The organism is Mesorhizobium sp. J8, assembly GCF_016591715.1.
In the GTDB taxonomy this organism is placed as follows: Bacteria; Pseudomonadota; Alphaproteobacteria; order Rhizobiales; family Rhizobiaceae; genus Mesorhizobium.
The window spans coordinates 2,069,319-2,085,854 of the sequence record NZ_AP024109.1; the positions used below are offsets into that span (position 1 = coordinate 2,069,319).

At 65.1% G+C, this 16,536-nt stretch carries 18 protein-coding genes; 11 read left to right on the forward strand and 7 right to left on the reverse strand.

Going from position 1 to position 16,536, the window contains the following annotated elements:
• Positions 1–8 precede the first annotated feature (8 nt).
• Entirely contained in the window at positions 9–1,286 is a 1,278-nt protein-coding gene (sbmA, locus tag MJ8_RS09455) for a peptide antibiotic transporter SbmA (RefSeq protein WP_201414133.1), read from the forward strand.
• 17 nt (positions 1,287–1,303) lie between these two features.
• On the opposite strand, the gene MJ8_RS09460 is transcribed toward sbmA, so the two are convergent.
• Positions 1,304–2,314 carry a polysaccharide deacetylase family protein gene (locus tag MJ8_RS09460; RefSeq protein WP_201414134.1) on the reverse strand — a complete coding sequence of 337 codons (1,011 nt, stop codon included), beginning with the start codon at positions 2,312–2,314 and terminating at the stop codon, positions 1,304–1,306.
• Positions 2,315–2,518: 204 nt separating this feature from the next.
• On the opposite strand from MJ8_RS09460, the gene MJ8_RS09465 reads away from it, so the two are divergent.
• The gene (locus tag MJ8_RS09465) at positions 2,519–3,184 is read left to right on the forward strand and encodes a tetratricopeptide repeat protein (protein WP_201414135.1); all 666 of its coding nucleotides are present in this window, start codon (positions 2,519–2,521) and stop codon (positions 3,182–3,184) included.
• 67 nt (positions 3,185–3,251) lie between these two features.
• Positions 3,252–4,682, forward strand: coding sequence for a ribosome biogenesis GTPase Der (gene der, locus MJ8_RS09470; RefSeq protein ID WP_201414136.1), 1,431 nt, complete (start codon positions 3,252–3,254; stop codon positions 4,680–4,682).
• A gap of 84 nt (positions 4,683–4,766) precedes the next feature.
• On the opposite strand, the gene MJ8_RS09475 is transcribed toward der, so the two are convergent.
• Entirely contained in the window at positions 4,767–5,687 is a 921-nt protein-coding gene (locus MJ8_RS09475) for a LysR substrate-binding domain-containing protein (RefSeq protein WP_201414137.1), read from the reverse strand.
• A gap of 114 nt (positions 5,688–5,801) precedes the next feature.
• On the opposite strand from MJ8_RS09475, the gene MJ8_RS09480 reads away from it, so the two are divergent.
• The 7 genes from MJ8_RS09480 (at position 5,802) to MJ8_RS09510 (ending at position 11,370) form a co-directional block, all read left to right on the forward strand.
• On the forward strand, positions 5,802–7,076 hold the full coding sequence (locus MJ8_RS09480) for an MFS transporter (RefSeq protein ID WP_201414138.1): 1,275 nt from the start codon (positions 5,802–5,804) through the stop codon (positions 7,074–7,076).
• A gap of 174 nt (positions 7,077–7,250) precedes the next feature.
• Positions 7,251–8,432 (forward strand): cell wall hydrolase, encoded by a 1,182-nt coding sequence (locus tag MJ8_RS09485; protein WP_201414139.1) that lies wholly within the window; start codon positions 7,251–7,253, stop codon positions 8,430–8,432.
• Between the two features lie 267 nt (positions 8,433–8,699).
• Positions 8,700–9,092, forward strand: a complete 393-nt coding sequence (locus MJ8_RS09490) for an AtpZ/AtpI family protein (protein ID WP_201414140.1) — start codon at positions 8,700–8,702, stop codon at positions 9,090–9,092.
• A gap of 66 nt (positions 9,093–9,158) precedes the next feature.
• Positions 9,159–9,920 (forward strand): F0F1 ATP synthase subunit A, encoded by a 762-nt coding sequence (locus MJ8_RS09495; protein WP_201414141.1) that lies wholly within the window; start codon positions 9,159–9,161, stop codon positions 9,918–9,920.
• A gap of 79 nt (positions 9,921–9,999) precedes the next feature.
• On the forward strand, positions 10,000–10,224 hold the full coding sequence (locus MJ8_RS09500) for a F0F1 ATP synthase subunit C (protein ID WP_027164582.1): 225 nt from the start codon (positions 10,000–10,002) through the stop codon (positions 10,222–10,224).
• A gap of 61 nt (positions 10,225–10,285) precedes the next feature.
• The gene (locus MJ8_RS09505) at positions 10,286–10,867 is read left to right on the forward strand and encodes a F0F1 ATP synthase subunit B (protein WP_201414142.1); all 582 of its coding nucleotides are present in this window, start codon (positions 10,286–10,288) and stop codon (positions 10,865–10,867) included.
• A gap of 11 nt (positions 10,868–10,878) precedes the next feature.
• The gene (locus MJ8_RS09510; protein WP_040990995.1) at positions 10,879–11,370 is read left to right on the forward strand and encodes a F0F1 ATP synthase subunit B; all 492 of its coding nucleotides are present in this window, start codon (positions 10,879–10,881) and stop codon (positions 11,368–11,370) included.
• Between the two features lie 414 nt (positions 11,371–11,784).
• On the opposite strand, the gene MJ8_RS09515 is transcribed toward MJ8_RS09510, so the two are convergent.
• A complete protein-coding gene (locus MJ8_RS09515) occupies positions 11,785–12,483 on the reverse strand; it encodes a ribonuclease HII (RefSeq protein WP_201414143.1) in 699 nt (232 codons plus the stop codon).
• 194 nt (positions 12,484–12,677) lie between these two features.
• On the reverse strand, positions 12,678–13,832 hold the full coding sequence (locus MJ8_RS09520) for a PA0069 family radical SAM protein (protein ID WP_201414144.1): 1,155 nt from the start codon (positions 13,830–13,832) through the stop codon (positions 12,678–12,680).
• A gap of 148 nt (positions 13,833–13,980) precedes the next feature.
• Between MJ8_RS09520 and MJ8_RS09525 the strand changes: the two genes are divergently transcribed.
• The gene (locus MJ8_RS09525; protein WP_201414145.1) at positions 13,981–14,484 is read left to right on the forward strand and encodes a glycosyltransferase; all 504 of its coding nucleotides are present in this window, start codon (positions 13,981–13,983) and stop codon (positions 14,482–14,484) included.
• A gap of 54 nt (positions 14,485–14,538) precedes the next feature.
• Here MJ8_RS09525 and MJ8_RS09530 read toward each other — a convergent pair whose 3' ends face one another.
• From MJ8_RS09530 to MJ8_RS09540, 3 genes are all read right to left on the reverse strand, one after another.
• A complete protein-coding gene (locus tag MJ8_RS09530; protein WP_201414146.1) occupies positions 14,539–14,964 on the reverse strand; it encodes a GFA family protein in 426 nt (141 codons plus the stop codon).
• Between the two features lie 123 nt (positions 14,965–15,087).
• Positions 15,088–15,645 (reverse strand): molybdenum cofactor biosynthesis protein B, encoded by a 558-nt coding sequence (gene moaB, locus MJ8_RS09535; protein WP_201414147.1) that lies wholly within the window; start codon positions 15,643–15,645, stop codon positions 15,088–15,090.
• The gene (locus MJ8_RS09540) at positions 15,632–16,525 is read right to left on the reverse strand and encodes a 4-(cytidine 5'-diphospho)-2-C-methyl-D-erythritol kinase (RefSeq protein ID WP_201415374.1); all 894 of its coding nucleotides are present in this window, start codon (positions 16,523–16,525) and stop codon (positions 15,632–15,634) included. Before MJ8_RS09540 ends, moaB begins: the two co-directional genes overlap by 14 nt.
• Positions 16,526–16,536: the final 11 nt, after the last annotated feature.

The window sequence follows — 16,536 nt, forward strand, 5'->3', positions numbered from 1 at the left end:
CCGCCACAGTGTTCGTATCCTTCTTCCCGCAGCCGAAGCTCTTCTTCACCTCGGCCGCCGTCTGGAGCCTCGCCGCGATCCTGTTCTGGTTCTTCGGCGGCGAGCAGTTGGGCGCCGTCTTCGGCCTGCCGCCGGCAGCGGCCGGCACGCCGCCCATCATCGGCATCGCGGTGCTGTGGTCGAAGCCGTTCCTCTGGTTCTACATCTACTTCGTCGCCTGCGTGGCGATCTTCTATGCCTTCTGGAGCTGGTACGCCCCGCACCCCTGGCAGAACTGGTCCATCCTGATGACCGCCGTCATCCTGTTCTTCATCTATTTCAACGTTCAGGTCTCGGTCGCGGTCAACAATTGGTATGGCCCGTTCTTCGACTACGTGCAGGGCCTGATGTCGGGCACGGGGAAATCGACCGACTCGGAATTTTACATAGGATTGGCCGATTTCTCCTGGCTGGCGCTGGTCGGCATGAACGTGCAGGTGGTCAACGCCTTCATCGTCAGCCACTGGATCTTTCGCTGGCGCACCGCGATGAACGACTACTTCATGGCCAACTGGGGCCGGCTGCGCCACATCGAGGGCGCCTCGCAGCGTATCCAGGAGGACACGATGCGCTTCTCGCAGATCATGGAGGATCTCGGCTCGACCTTCGTCCAGTCGATCATGACCCTGATCGCCTTTCTGCCGGTCTTGATTCAACTGCAGGCCCACATCACCGAATTGCCGATCGTCGGCGCGATCCCGCAGCCGCTGGTCGTTGCCGCCTTGGGCTGGTGTCTCTTCGGGACGATCTCCGTCATGGTGGCGGGTCTCAAGCTTCCGGGCCTGCAGTTCCGCAACCAGCGCGTCGAGGCAGCCTATCGCAAGGAACTCGTCTACGGCGAAGATCATGCCGACCGGGCTCAGCCGGCGACGACGGCACAATTATTCGCCAATGTCCGCCGCAATTATTTCAAGCTCTATTTCCACTACATCTATTTCAACGTGGTTCGTTACACCTACCTGCAGGCCGACAACATCTTCTCGTTGCTCATCCTTGGGCCCTCGCTGGTTGCGCATAAGATCACGTTCGGTGCCCTGAACCAGATATCGAACGCGTTCGGCAAGGTGACGAATTCGCTGCAGTTCCTACTGAATTCCTGGTCGACGATTGTCGAGCTGCAGTCGGTCCACAAACGTTTGCGAGCCTTCGAAGCGACGCTGCAGGGCGAGCAACTGCCGATTATCGATCAGCACTATCTAGAACGCGAGCAAGCTGGCATGCGTCCCGAAGATCAGCCGGCGAGCTAGGGTGTGGCTATGTCCGGTCAGCCGCCCACGCTCGCCTGCGCCTGGCCGGCGCGCTGGCGCGTGACATAGTCGCGGAAACTGATGCATTCGACTTGCTGCATCACGCAGACCTCGCCGGCGAAGCGCTCCAGCGCGCTCCAGTAGGCGCCGTTATTCATCAATGTGAAGTGGAAGCCGAGTTCCAGCGGCAAGCGCTTGCCGTTGTACTGGGTCTCGAAGGCCGCTCGGAAGGCTTGGTAGGCACGCTCCGTGAATTCACTCGCCATGGCCGGCTTCTCGGCGCCGCCTGAGTGGCGGACATAAAGATTGTAGTCCATGGCGACCACGGGCTTCGCCTTCGGTCCTTCTGGGATAAGCGGCAGGGCGAAGCGGGTCGTGCCGTTCAGGGTCGGCGGCATGATCGGGCCATTCGAGACGCCGCTGGCGTCATACTGGAAGCCGGCTTGGGGCAGGGCCTCGTAAAGTGCGGCGTCGGTCGAGAGATAGGGCGCGCGGAACCCGACCAGCGCATGATGCGCGAAATCGCGCCAGCCGGCCGGTTCCGGGATGCCGTTGATCGTATAGGCATTTTCGAAAACGCGCCGGACCGAAGCAAATTCGGCCAGCCAGTCGGCCTTGCTCCATGCCTTGCCGTCGAAATGGCCGCAGGCATGGCTGCCGATGTCGTGGCCCTCGGCTGCGGCCAGCCGGACCTGCTCGAGCCGGTCCGCGACATCCTGTTTCGAGGCGCCGAAGCCGACATTGGATTTGCCGGCGGCCTTGCCGGGGCCGGCATAGTCCTGCCGCGTCTCCGGCGAGAGCAGGAAGACGCAGGACAGGAAATAGGTGAAATGCGCGCCCGTGCGCTTTGCCAGCGCCCGGCTGCGTTCCCACTGGGAGATCTCGCGGGCGGCGTCGAACGAGATCAGCACCACTTGCTTGGGTTTGGCCGGCGAAACGGCTGGCGATTTCGGCGGATCGGCGAAGGCGGCATTGGCTGAGGCGAGCGAGGCGAGACTGAATGCAAGGACGCGGTACGAACGAAGCATTGGCAACCTTCCGGCGGGAACGTCTCCCGCTGATCGGAAGCCGGCTATCGCTCAATTGTGGCACGGGTGCGATCCCGGCCGGCTTTGAGGCAGCGGGGACTCCGCGCCGATTTTCCGGCCCGCCCCCTTCCATGCCGACAAAATTTCGCTAAAACGCGGGGCTCAAGAAGCGCCCCCTTCCGGGGCAGCAATGGTTTTTGATTGATGTCGGACGACAGTTTTATCCGCGAAGTCAACGAAGAGATTCGTCGCGAGCAGGCCCAGGCGTTGTGGGATCGTTTTGGCCCGGCCATTCTCGGCATCGCCATCCTGATCGTGCTGGGAACGGCGGCCGTCGTCGGCTACCGCTACTGGGACGAGAGCCGCGCCAACCGTTCGGGCGACGCCTTCTCGCAGGCCCTCAAGCTTGCCAATGACGGCAAGAACGACGAGGCGATCGCCGCGCTCGATCAGCTGGAGAAGGACGGCTACGGCGCTTATCCGCTGCTTGCCCGCATGCGTGCCGCCACCGTCAAGGCCGACAAGGGCGACGTCGACGGCGCGGTCAAGGATTTCGACGAGGTCGCCGCCGACAACGCCATTCCGGCCGGCATCCGCGACATCGCGCGGCTGAGGGCAGCGCTCCTGCTCGTCGACCACGGCTCCTATGCCGATGTCTCCAGCCGCATCGAGGCGCTGACCGCCGACACCAATCCGCTGCGCCATTCGGCGCGCGAGGCGCTCGGCCTTGCCGCCTGGAAGGACGGCAAGTCGGCGGATGCGCTCAAACTGTTCGACCAGATCTCCTCGGACGAAGCCGCCCCGCGCAATGTGCGCCAGCGGGCGCAGCTGATGTCCGAGCTGATCCGCGGGTCGGGCAACGCCTCGTGATTGCATGTCGCCCAAAAGTGCGCAGCGGTTTTGGGACAAACGACATGCAAAATAAACGGTAGACTGGATGGGCTTCAAAGTCGCCATCATCGGCCGGCCTAACGTCGGCAAATCGACTCTTTTCAATCGGCTGGTCGGAAAGAAGCTGGCGCTTGTCGATGACACGCCGGGCGTGACGCGCGACCGCCGCGTCCATGCGGCGAAACTCTACGATCTTCATTTCGACGTCATCGACACCGCCGGCTTCGAGGACGCGGCCGCCTCGACGCTGCCCGGGCGCATGCGCCAGCAGACCGAGATTGCCATCCGCGAGGCCGACCTCATCTTCTTCACGGTGGACGCCAAATCCGGCCTGATGCCGGACGACCGCACCTTCGCCGAGGTGGTGCGCAAATCCGGCAAGCCGGTCGTGCTGGTCGCCAACAAGGCCGAGGCGCGTGGCGCGCAAGGCGGACTGCTGGAGGCCTGGGAACTTGGCCTCGGCGAGCCGATCCCGGTTTCGGCCGAGCACGGCCAAGGCATGCCCGACCTGCGCGACGCGGTGGTCGAAGCGCTTGGCGAGGAACGCGCCTTGGGCGAGGACGGGAAAGACGATGGTGGCGAGATTGCCGCCAGCGAGGTGCTGATCGGCGAGGACATCGCCGACCCGGATGCCGAGCCCGCCTATGACGACACCAAGCCGCTGCGCATTGCCGTCGTCGGCCGGCCGAACGCCGGCAAGTCGACGCTGATCAACGCGCTGATCGGCGAGGAGCGGCTGCTCACCGGTCCGGAAGCCGGCATCACGCGCGATTCGATCTCGGTCGATTGGGACTGGCGCGGCCGCAGGATAAAGTTGTTCGACACCGCCGGCATGCGGCGCAAGTCGAAGGTGCAGGAGAAGCTCGAAAAGCTCTCGGTACAGGACGGCTTGCGCGCCATCCGCTTCGCCGAGATCGTCATCATCGTGCTCGATGCAACCATCCCCTTCGAGAAGCAGGACCTGCAGATCGCTGACCTGATCATCCGCGAGGGCAGGGCGCCGGTGATCGCCTTCAACAAATGGGACCTGATCGACAACCCGCAGGAGCTGCTGGCCGAGCTGCGCGAGAAGACCGAGCGGCTCTTGCCGCAGGTGCGCGGCATCCAGGCGGTGACGGTCTCGGCCGAGACCGGGCGCGGCCTGGACAAGCTGATGGAAAGCGTCATCAAGACGCACCGGGTGTGGAACAGCCGCGTCTCCACCGGCAAGCTCAACCGCTGGCTGGAAGGCATCCTCGCCCATCACCCGCCGCCCGCCGTCGCCGGCCGCCGGTTGAAGATCAAATATGTCACCCAGGCGAAGACGCGCCCGCCGGGCTTCGTCGTCTCCTGCTCGCGCCCGGACGCGATGCCGCAATCCTATGTCCGCTACCTGACCAACAGCCTGCGCGAGGCCTTCGACATGCCCGGCGTGCCGATCCGCATGGCGCTGCGCACTTCCGACAATCCTTTCGCGGGTCGCGCCAAGAAGCGGTGATCTTCGGGAACTCGGTCTCTCGTCATCCACGGGTCTACGCTCCGCTTCGCGTCGCTCCGCCCGTGGATGACGAAAGTGTGGGGCTTAAGCAGCCTCTCGCAACCCGGCACCGGTTCGCGCCCCCTCCGGCAGCGTCTCCAGCGCGGCTTGCAGCAATATCTCCGCCAGCCGCGTCGCCACCGGGTCGAGCTCGGCGTCCTTCTGGTGCAGGTGAAGCGCCATCATCGGCAGCGCCGGAAGCCCCAACACATCCGGCGAGATCGCCCTGACATTGGCGGGCAGGCCGATATCGGTGCGGATCGTCAGGCCGAGACCCGCCGCCACCGCCGCCCAGATGCCGCCGAGGCTGGGGCTGGAGAATGCCATGCGCCAGGGCATGCCGGCGCGGTCGAGCGTTTCGGTCGCGACCGTGCGCAGGAGGCAAGGCGCCTCGAACACCACCAGCGGCAGCGGCTCGCCATCGCGCGGAGCGGCCTCGATCGGTTTTGCCAGGCCGATCCAGCGCGCCGGCACATCGGCGACATGCCGGCTGTAGGGCAGGCTCGTGCCGTCATGCCAGGCGAGCGCGATATCGAGATTGCCGGACAGGACACGCTCGGCCAGGTCGTGGCTGCGCCCGATCCGCGCCTCGATCCGAACCTTCGGATGGGCGCGGGCGAAGCGGCCGAGCACGTCCGGCAGCACGGCCTCGCCGAAATCCTCCTGCAGGCCGAGCCGCACCCAGCCTTCCAGCTCGACATCGCGGATGGCGGAAGCCGCCTCGTCGTTGAGCTCGATCAAGCGCCGCGCATAGCTGAGCATGGTCTCGCCGGCTTCGGTCAATGCCAGGCCGCGCCCCGCCTTGCGGAAGATCGGCGTATCCGCCTGCTCTTCGAGCTTCTTCAATTGCGCGCTGACGGCGGACGTCGAGCGTCCCAGCCGTTCGGCCGCCTTGGCGAAGCTGCCCAGCTCCATGCCGGTGACGAAAGTTCTGAGGACATCGAGATCGAACGTGACGCGGCGCATGGGATCATCCTGATTTTCAGGATTGTCTATCAAAAACTTCCTGATTTTATGGATGAAGCTATGGCGTTACATCCGGTCCGTCAAGCCGTCAGCCGGTCGCAACGGGAATGAACCATGTCCGCCATCGTCACACGCAGCGATTGCCAACGTCCTGATGCAGCCGCCGGCGTCGCCGCCCGCCGGGTTTTCGCCCCCAACCATCGCTGGAAGGTGCTGGGCATCGGCGTCGCCGCCAATGCCGGCTTTTCCGCCACCTTCTCCGGCATTCCGGCAACCGCGGTGGCGATGCGCCAGGGTTACCAACTCGACAATGCCTCGCTGGGTCTCGCGCTCGGCCTTCTTGGCCTCGGCGTGGCGCTCAGCGAGCTGCCCTGGGGCGTGCTCACCGACCGCTGGGGCGACCGCCGCGTGCTCCTGACCGGGCTCGGCGCGACGGCCGCATGGCTTTTCATCATGGCGCTGCTTGTCGTGCCGACGAAAACGGCCGTTCCTGGCGTTGCGCTGCTTTCGGCCAGCCTGCTCGTCGCCGGCCTGCTCGGCGGCAGCGTCAACGGCTCCAGCGGCCGCGCCATCATGGGCTGGTTCGGCGAGGGCGAGCGCGGCTTTGCCATGAGCATCAGGCAGACGGCGGTGCCCCTCGGCGGCGGGCTGGGCGCGCTTGTCCTGCCTTCCCTGGCGCTGACTTTCGGCTTCTCCGCGGTCTTTGGCCTGCTTGCCGCAGTCTCCGCGCTCTCGGCCTGGTTTGCCTGGCGTTGGCTGCACGAGCCGCCGGCGGAAAGCGGCGGTTACGCCGCCACCGCCGCAAGCGGCCCGGCGCCCTTGCGCAACATCGAGGTGTGGCGCATGTCGACCGCCATCGGCCTGCTCTGCTTCCCGCAGGTCGCGGTGCTGACCTTCGCCTCGGTCTTCCTGCATGACTTTGCCGGCATGGGCACCTTGGTGACCAGCGCGAGCCTTGCCGCCGTGCAGACCGGCGCCATGGTGATGCGCGTCTGGAGCGGCCGTTTCACCGACCGCCACCGCAACCGCCGCCCGTTCCTGAAGTTCTGCAGCGCGTTGAGCGCATTTGCCTTCCTGGTGCTGTGGCTGCTGGTGATCGGCGCCGCCGGCGCGCCGTGGCTGCTGGCGCTGCTTCCGCTGATGGTCGTCGTCGCCGGCATATCCGTCTCGGCCTGGCATGGCGTCGCCTATACCGAGCTTGCCACGCTTGCCGGCGCCGGCAACGTCGGCACCGCGCTCAGCCTCGCCAACAGTTTCGTCTTTGTCGGCTTCTGCCTGGTGCCGATCGCCATCCCCTGGATATTGGTGGCCTTCGCATGGCCGGGCGTATGGCTGGCGGCGGCGGTCTGCGCGGCGCTCGCCTGGCCGATCTTCCTGCGACAGGCCTGATTCAGCCGAAGCCGATGCATCCGCCCAGAGCTTGATTCTTCATCGGCCCCGCCGTGAAAATTGCAGGCCGGCTTCCCTCAAACATGAAAAGAACATGATCGATGTCGTTAACCCCGCATCAAGGTTAATGCTTCATTTTGGCTCTCCGGGGTCAGTAGCGTTCTGGAGAGTTCCGTGCATCGACGCGTTTCAATGCGGCTTGCCGCCGCCGCCGTTGCGAAAAGACGTTCCTTCCTATCTCCTTTGGTGCTCGGGCTCGGCATTTGGATCGGCTTTCCGTCGGCCGTCGCCTACCAGGACATGGCAAGCCTGATCTCCGGCCTGGAATCGACCAACGTCCGCTGGAACGCCTATATCGAGAAATCCGCCGCCGGCTCGGTTCATGCCGCCGAAATGCCTTTCGTCGATTCCACCGCCACCGGCTCGCTCTCCGGCTCCGGCGTCAATCTGCCGGGCGTGGGCACCGTCGCCTTCCGCGGCAAGGGAAATGCCGTCGGCGCGACGCCCGATGAGGATCGCGTCGTGCGCGCCGACAAGAAGGGCCGCCTCGTCCAGGTCTCGCCGGTCGCGCCGCCCAAGAATTTCAGCGCCGGCTCGATCTTCGAGCGCACCTCATCGCTGCTGCGTCCCGCGATGGACAGCGGCCTGAAGCTCACCTTTGCCAAGCCCGGCATCAAGGGCAAGGAAATCCAGATCGCCCAGGCCTTCCATCTGCGCGAGGACAAGAAGCCGGATCCGAATCTGCCGGCGGCGCTCGTCGCCCTCGTCAACAACGACAAGCCGGACATCCTGGCCACCGCCTATGCGCAGTCGGCGCCCGACTACGCCAAGGCGTCGCCTTTCGAGGCGCTGCTGCAGGACGATCCGAACGACGGCCGCTTCATCCCGCCGATGGGCAAGGGCGATCACGCCTGGATGCAGACTCCTTTGCCGGCGAGCGTCTTTTCCAAGCCTGAGCAGGCCTGCCTGGCCAAGGGCATCTATTTCGAGGCGCGCAGCGAGCCGGTGCGCGGCCAGGCGGCGGTTGCCCAGGTGATCCTGAACCGCGTCCGCAACCCGGCCTATCCGAAGACGATCTGCGGCGTGGTCTACCAGAACGACGACTGGTTCAACCGCTGCCAGTTCTCCTTCGCCTGCGACGGCAGGAAGAAGACCATCACCGACCAGGCGTCCTACAAGACCGCCCAGGAGGTCGCCATGGCGGTGACCGCCGGCAAGATCTTCATTCCCGAGGTCGGCTCCTCGACGCACTACTATGCCAACTACGTCCATCCCGGCTGGGCGCGCGCCATGCAGCGCATGACCCGGATCGGGCTGCACATTTTCTACCGCACCTATGGCGGCGGCTGGAGCTGAGCCGCCTAAAACGACGCTTCCGACGGTCCTTCTTCCGGCGCCCGGCGCGCCCCGGCGGACGCGGCTTGTCGCGCGGATTCGCGCCGTCACCTCACGCGGGCGTGAAGGGCACGATGTCGCACCTCGATAAATCATTGATTTGATTGCCAAAAATACATCGCTTGGAAGTTCGGCCCGTGGCTTGACGGGCGCGGACCCTCTAACTATGTTGCCGGCGACTTTAGAAGCGGACGGACGGCAATCGTCTGCCCGGGCAGGGGGGTTGCGATGGCCGACAAAACCGGGCCAGACGGAACCGGAGAAACCGGCCGCGGCAGGCAGCCAGAAGCCACCATCCGCGACGACGAACTTGAGCGCCGCCGGCGCGATCTCGAAGCATCACTTGCGACGAGACGCACGGACCGGCTCGAGGGGAAAGACGAAGCGAAAGCTGCGACCGGTTACGGTCAGGCACTGAAACTGTCCAGCGAGTTCATCGCTGGAGTGGTGGTCGGTGTCGGCTTGGGCTGGATCATCGACTGCTTGGCGGGAACAGCGCCTTGGGGTCTGATCGTCGGCCTGTTGCTGGGCTTTGGCGCAGGTATACTGAACGTCCTGCGCTCGGCGGGACTGGCATCCGAATTCGGCCAGAGCGGCAAGCCGCGCGAACCGAAAGAATGAAGCGGGGCGCCGCAAGGCGCTGAAGTGAACTTAAGAAGCCGGTTGTGGCTTTGACGGGGATTTAAAGTGGCTGCTGCTGACAAGGTCGATCCGATCCACCAGTTCCAGATCCATCCGATCATCCCGCTGCATATCGGCGGCTACGACGTTTCGTTCACCAATTCCGCCCTGTTCATGGTCGTGACGATCGTGCTGGCCTCGGCCTTCCTCTATATGAGCACCGCCAGCCGCGCGCTCATTCCGGGCCGGCTGCAGTCGATCTCCGAAATGGCCTATGAATTCGTCGGCAACATGCTGCGCGATGCCGCCGGCAAGCAGGGGATGCAGTTCTTCCCGCTGGTGTTCTCGCTGTTCATGTTCGTGCTAGTCGCCAATTTGATCGGCCTCTTCCCCTATTTCTTCACCGTCACCAGCCACATCATCGTCACCTTCACGCTGGCGATCCTGGTCATTGGCACCGTCATCGTCTACGGCTTCGCCAAGCACGGCTTGGGCTTTCTGAAGCTGTTTGTGCCGCATGGCGTGCCGGGCTATCTCCTGCCGCTGGTGGTGGCGATCGAAGTCATCTCCTTCGTCTCACGCCCGGTCAGCCTCTCGGTTCGTCTTTTCGCCAACATGCTGGCCGGCCACATCACGCTGAAAGTGTTCTCGGGCTTCGTCGTCAGCCTCAGCGCGCTAGGCGCCGTCGGCATCGCCGGCTCGGTTCTGCCGCTTGCCATGGCGGTCGCGCTCTCCGCGCTCGAACTGCTGGTCGCCTTCCTGCAGGCATATGTCTTCGCGGTGCTGACCTGCATGTATCTGAACGACGCCCTGCACCCGAGCCACTGATCGATTTTCACCGGCGCCTCGGCGCCAGCATACCCAACGTACCAACTGCAACGAACAAGCAAACCACAGGAGTTTTGAAATGGACGCAACTGCAGCAGCTGCTATCGGCGCTGGTATCGCCTGCATCGGCATGGGCGGCGCGGGCATCGGCCTCGGCAACATCTTCGGCAGCTACCTCTCGGGCGCGCTCCGCAACCCGTCGGCTGCCGACGGCCAGTTCGGCCGCCTGATCTTCGGCTTCGCCGTGACCGAAGCTCTGGGCATCTTCTCGCTCCTGATCGCCCTGCTCCTGGTCTTCAAGTAAGATTGAGAGCTGACGAAAGGGGCCGCGCGGTGCGGCCCCGTTCCATGGACAGGGGAATGAGATGTTCGTGACATCTGCCTATGCGCAAGAAACAGCGCCGGCCGCGGCCGAGGGCGATACGCATGCGGGCACTGCCGTGCCTGCGGCGGAGCATGAAGCGTTCCCGCCGTTCGATGCCAAGACCTTCCCGTCGCAGATCCTGTGGCTGGTCATCACCTTCGGGCTCTTCTACCTGTTCCTGAAGCGTGTCGTGATGCCGCGTCTTGGCGGCATCATCGATGTCCGCAACGACCGCATCACCCAGGACCTCGACCATGCCGCAAGGCTGAAGGGCGAGGCGGATGCCGCCGTTGCCGCCTATGAGCAGGAATTGGCGGAGGCCAAGGCCAATGCCAACAAGATCGGCCAGCAGGCGAACGACGCCGCCAAGGCGCAAGCCGAGGACACGCGCAAGAAGCTCGAGGCCGAGCTCGAGAAGAAGCTTGGCGAGGCCGAGGCGAGCATCGCCTCGATCAAGGCCAAGGCGATGAAGGAAGTCGGCACGATCGCCGAAGACACCACGTCGGCCATCGTCGAGGCGCTTGTCGGCGGCAAGACCGACAAGTCCGAGATCGCGGCCGCGGTCAAATCCGCGAGCCGGTGAGGAGCGGGATCATGGACGCCACATCACTCGCCACGCTCTGGGCCACAATCGCCCTGCTCATCTTCCTCGGCGCCGTCATCTATCTGAAGGTGCCGGGCATGCTTGCCAAGTCGCTCGACGCCCGTGCTGCAAAGATCAGCGCTGAGCTCGAGGAGGCGCGCAAGCTTCGCGAAGAAGCCCAGCAGCTGCTTGGCCAGTATCAGCAGAAGCGCAAGGAAGCCGAGAAGGAGGCCGCCGACATCGTCGCCGCCGCCAAGCGCGAGGCTGAATTGCTTGCTTCCGAAGCGGCCAAGAAGACCGAGGACTATGTTGCCCGGCGCACCGCGCTTGCCGAGCAGAAGATCAGCCAGGCCGAGCGCGAGGCCGTCAGCGAAGTGCGCGCCTCGGCCGTCGACATCGCCGTCGAAGCTGCCCGCGCGCTGCTCGCCGCCAAGGTCGATGCCAAGGCCGGCGCCGACCTGTTCAAGTCGGCGCTCAACGACGTCAAGGCCAAGCTGAACTGAGCTGGTTCGGAAGCCACTAACATGAAGCCGCCTGGGCAACCCGGCGGCTTTTTTGTTGGCGGAAAGGCAGGGCGCCTGAACTGCTGATCTCACCCAAACTGGGCCACGGCATGCACATTCCAAGCGGCTGGTCATTGGCGATAGCGTGCATGGCAGTCTGGCGCATGCATTGTCTTATGTGCGCTGGTCGACCCCCCACTCCGTCTCGGCTTCGACGAGCCGCCTTTCCCCCGATCGACGGGGGGAGGAAAGGCGCCGAGCTTTTGCCGTCAACGCTCGTCCAGCAACGCTCCCTTCTTTTCCCTCCGGAGGGGGAAAGGTGACACTGCGAAGCAACGACGGATTGAGGAATCACGTGGCAATCAAGCCTCGGCGCGATCAGTCACGCCAGTCACAGAAGTTGGGGAGATGATGCTACTCCAACCCGGCGAAGCTCTCTTCTTCTTCCGCCACCTCGGCCGCACCGAGCCTGAACGGCGCGAACGAGGCCCGATGCAGCCTTGCGACCGGCCCATGCGCCTCGATCGCGGTGCGGTGCCGGACCGTCGCATAGCCCATATGCACTTCGAAGCCGTAATGCTCGTGATGTCCGCCGCAGCCGCACATCATGCGGTCGCGCATCACCTTGGCGACGATCGAGGCGGCGGCGATCGACTGCGAGCGCTGGTCGCCCTTGATCAGCGCCCGGCCTTCGCAAGCAAGCCCGGGCGGAACGTCGCGGCCGTCGGCCAAGGCGAGTTTCGGCTGCAGCGACAGGCCCGCGGCGGCGCGGCGCATCGCTTCCAGGCTTGCTTTCAGGATGTTGCTGTTGTCGATGCCTTCGGCGCTGATCGAGGCCATTGACACGCTGAGCGCCGAGCCGAGGATCTTCAGGAACAGCGCCTCGCGCTGCAAATGGGTGAGGCGTTTGGAATCGTCCAGGCCCTCCGGGATGTTGGCGGGGTCGAGCACCACCGCGGCGGCCACGACCGGGCCGGCAAGCGGGCCGCGGCCCGCTTCATCCATGCCGGCGACCGGCCACAGCCCGTCGGCCATCGCCTTCGTCTCGATCGAGAAGTCGGGCTTCTCGACCATTTCAAAGAGAAGCGGAGAATCGGAACGCGCGCGAGCCATGGTGCGGCGAGGTTCGCATCGGCTCCGATTCTCCGCAAGTCCTTCCGGGTCGGATGGGGCGTCGGACCGGGAAGGCACCGTCTCACGGCCGGGGGACAAGGGCCGGAGGGATTCTTCAAAGGGACTGCACCTCCGGACGGAAATTCGCTTTGCCTGGAAGTGCTTGGCGCCGGCCCGCATGGCCGGCTTTGATGTCAAAGCAGCATCAGCTGCTCGCCGGCGCCGGAGCCTGCGACGAATTGGTCGGTGCGAAGCTGCCGTCGCTCGACATTGAGGCCGAGCCGCTTGGCGGCGATCTCGAAGCGCCGGCCGATCTGCCAGGCATAGGGACCGGCGCCTTTCATGCGCTTGCCCCATTCCGAATCGTAATCCTTGCCGTCGCGCATCGAGCGGATCAGCGACATCACATGCCGGTAGCGGTCCGGATAATGCCGCAGCAGCCAGTCCTTGAAGATCGGCGCCACTTCGAGCGGCAGCCGCAGGATGACGTAGCCGGCCTCCCTGGCGCCCGCGGCTCTAGCCGAATCAAGGATGCGCTCCATCTCCGGATCGTTGAGGCCCGGGATGATCGGGGCCACCATCACCGATGCTGGAACGCCGGCGTCCGAAAGCTGCCTGATCGCCTCCAGCCGCTTCGTCGGCGTCGACGCGCGCGGCTCCATGGTTCTCGCCAGCATGCGATCCATGGTCGTCACCGACAGCGCCACCTTGGCAAGGCCGCGCTCGGCCATGCGCGACAGGATGTCGATGTCGCGCGTCACCAGCGCCGACTTCGTCACGATGCCGACCGGATGGCGGCGCGCCTCCAGCACTTCCAGGATCTCGCGCATGATCCGGTATTGCTTCTCGATCGGCTGGTAGGGATCGGTGTTGGTGCCGATGGCGATGGTGCGCGGCTGATAGCCGGGCTTAGACAATTCCCGGTCCAGCATGCGCGCCGCATCCGGCTTGGCGAACAGCTTCGATTCGAAATCGAGCCCTGGCGACAGGCCCATGAAGGCATGCGTCGGCCTGGCAAAGCAGTAGACGCAGCCATGCTCGCAGCCGCGGTAGGGATTGATCGAGCGGTCGAAAGAAATGTCCGGCGACTCGTTGCGCGTGATGATCGTGCGCGGCTTTTCGACCTGCACTTCCGTCTTGAACGGCGGCAGCTCCTCCAGCGAGTTCCAGCCGTCGTCGAACACATGCCGGCTGACCGGCTCGAACCGGCCGGACGGGTTGATGCCGGCCGAGCGGCCTCGATTGCGGTCGGGCCGCACGCGCATGCCGCTCTGCTCGATCATCGCATTTGCCATCTCGGCTCGTCCTGCTCCGAAAGCGGCAATGTCGGCGCGTACGATCTGTTCCATTTTCGCCCTCTCCCAGGGACTGTCGGCAGGCTGTCGAATCGCTCTGTTCATGAAACTATTCCTATTTTGCCGAGCGGAACAAATCAAGAACTTTTTCACCTGAAGCGCGGAACTGGCGCATCGCCGCACTTTCCGCTATTCGGCTGAAATGCTCAGCGTTGTCATCGAAACCAGGAACGACGAAGAGGGTCTTGCCCGCACGCTCGCCTCTCTGGTCGGCGGCGCGGTCGAAGGCGTGGTCCGTGATGTAATCGTCTGCGATCAAGGCTCGACCGACCAGACGCATCGGGTGGCCGAGCATGCAGGCTGTCACTATGTGACCGGCGGGATCGCCGTGGGCATCGGCCAGGCCAAGGGCGATTGGCTGCTGCTTCTGGAGCCCGGCGCCCGGCTGGCCGAAGGCTGGATTGACGAGATCGTGGCGCACACGGCGAAGCAGACCATGCCTGCGCGCTTTTCACGCGCCCGGGCCGATCGCGCGCCTTTCCTGGCCCGCGTCTTTTCGGGCAACCGGGCGCTGGCCGAGGGCCTCGTCATCAGCAAGCGCCAGGCGTCGGCCCTGGCAAAGAGCGCGCGCGGCGCCGAAGCCCTGGCGCGCGGCCTGGCGACCAGGCGGTTGAACGCGGAAATCTGGGTGGCGCCGCCGAAGTGATGCAGGCTCCGCCTTCTCCGCAGGGGGAGGGAGGACGACTCGGTTCCAGCCCGGTCAGATCCCTTGAATTTCGACAGGCATCCAGTTGCGACGGCGCCTCGCCAGGCGCTGCTCGCGCGTTTCGGCATCGAACCGGACGGCGATCGGCTCGCGCGAAAACCGCTCGCGATCGTCAAGCGCGTTGACGATGACGACCGCTGTGGCGTCGCTTCCCTCACCGGCGATTGCCGCGACATACACGCCGCAGTCGCGGCAGACGAGATAGTCGGCGGTGCGCAGCCCAAAGCGGTAGACCTGCAGGCGCTCCCTGTCCGCGACCGAAACGACCAGCCTGCCGTTCGGGTCGGCGGCCGCGCGCGAGCCATGCCGTATGCAGAAGGAGCATTGGCAGGCGCGGATTTCCAGCGCGGCCGGATCCAGCGCGGTGGAGAAGCTGAGGCGGATGTTGCCGCAATGGCAGCCGCCGCTGTGAACGGTCATGGCGGATTGTCCCTTGTTCGCGGCACAAGGTACTTTGCCGGTGCCGGCTTCGAAATGGCTGCTCGCAGGCGCCAGCGCAATTTCGCCTGCGAACCGGATGCCGGCCGCTCACTTTGCCTGCGGTTAGGAGACGGGCTTGGCGCCGCGCCGGAGATGCTCGTCCAGCCGCGGCATGATCTCGACGAAGTTGCAGGGCATGTGCCGGTAGTCGAGCTGCGCCTTGATGATGCTGTCCCAGGCATCCTTGCAGGCGCCGGGCGAGCCCGGCAGCACGAATACGAAGGTGGCGTTGACGACGCCGCCGGTCGCTCGGCTCTGGATCGTCGAGGTGCCGATCTTGTCGTAGGAGATGCGGTGGAAGACTTCGGAAAAGCCGTCCATGCGCTTTTCGAAGATCGGCTCCAGCGCCTCCGGTGTCACGTCGCGGCCGGTGAAGCCGGTGCCGCCGGTGGTGATGACGACGTCGATGTTTTCGTCCTTCGACCAGCCGAGCACCTTGTCGCGGATCTTGTCGCGGTCGTCGGTGACGATGTCGCGCGCGGCAAGCGTATGGCCGGCTTGCGCGATGCGGTCGGCCAGCGTCTGGCCGGATTTGTCGTCGGCGAGGCTGCGTGTGTCGGAGACCGTCAGCACCGCGATTCGCACCGGGATGAAGGGCCGGCTCTCGTCAAGCTTCGCCATCGCTCACCTCCATGCTGCGCGTCGCGGCGACGAACCAGCCGGGATGGCGCGCGCGGATCGCGATCGCCGCGCGCTTGGCGACATTGCCAGTCTCGAACAGGCCGAAGCATGTGGCGCCCGAGCCGGACATGCGCGCGAACGCCGCGTCTGCACGCTTGAGCGCTTTCAGCGCTTCCTCGATCGCAGGTTCGAACGAGCGGGCAGGGGCCTCAAGATCGTTGCGGGTGGTCTCCAGCCAGTTGCGCACGGCGTGGAAGTCGAGGCGCTTCGGCAGCGGGGGCAGCGCCTCGTTGTCGCGGCTGGAGAGCGCCTTGAACACGTCCGGGGTCGAGACCGCGACGCCCGGATTGACCAGGACGAGGCCGAGGGCCGGAAAGGCGGAGAGCGGCGAGACCTCATCGCCGATGCCGCGGGCCACAAGCGGCTTGCCCTTCAGGCACATCGGCAGGTCGGCGCCCAGCGAAAGCCCGATCCGCGCCAGCGAAATGTCGTCGATATCGAGCTTCCAGAGCCGCGCCAGGCCGTTGAGCGCCGCCGCCGCGTCGCTGGAGCCACCGCCGACGCCGGACGCGACCGGCAGGTTCTTCTCCAGCCTGATGGCGACGGGCGGTGCATGTCTCGCGCCAGCCTCCCGGCGCAAGGCATCGCGTGCCTTCACCACCAGATTGCCGTCGTCGAGCGGCAGGCCCGTGGCATAACGGCCGGATGCGGAGAACTCGTCCTGCTCAGCCGGTTCGATCTCGAGCCGGTCGCCGAAGCGGGCGAAGACGGCGAGGCTGTCAATCAAATGGTAGCCGTCGGCGCGCCTTCCGGTGACATGCAGCGCCAGGTTGATCTTGGCCGGCGCAAGCCATGTCCGGACCTCTGTGCCGGGCTCCAGGATATCGGCTG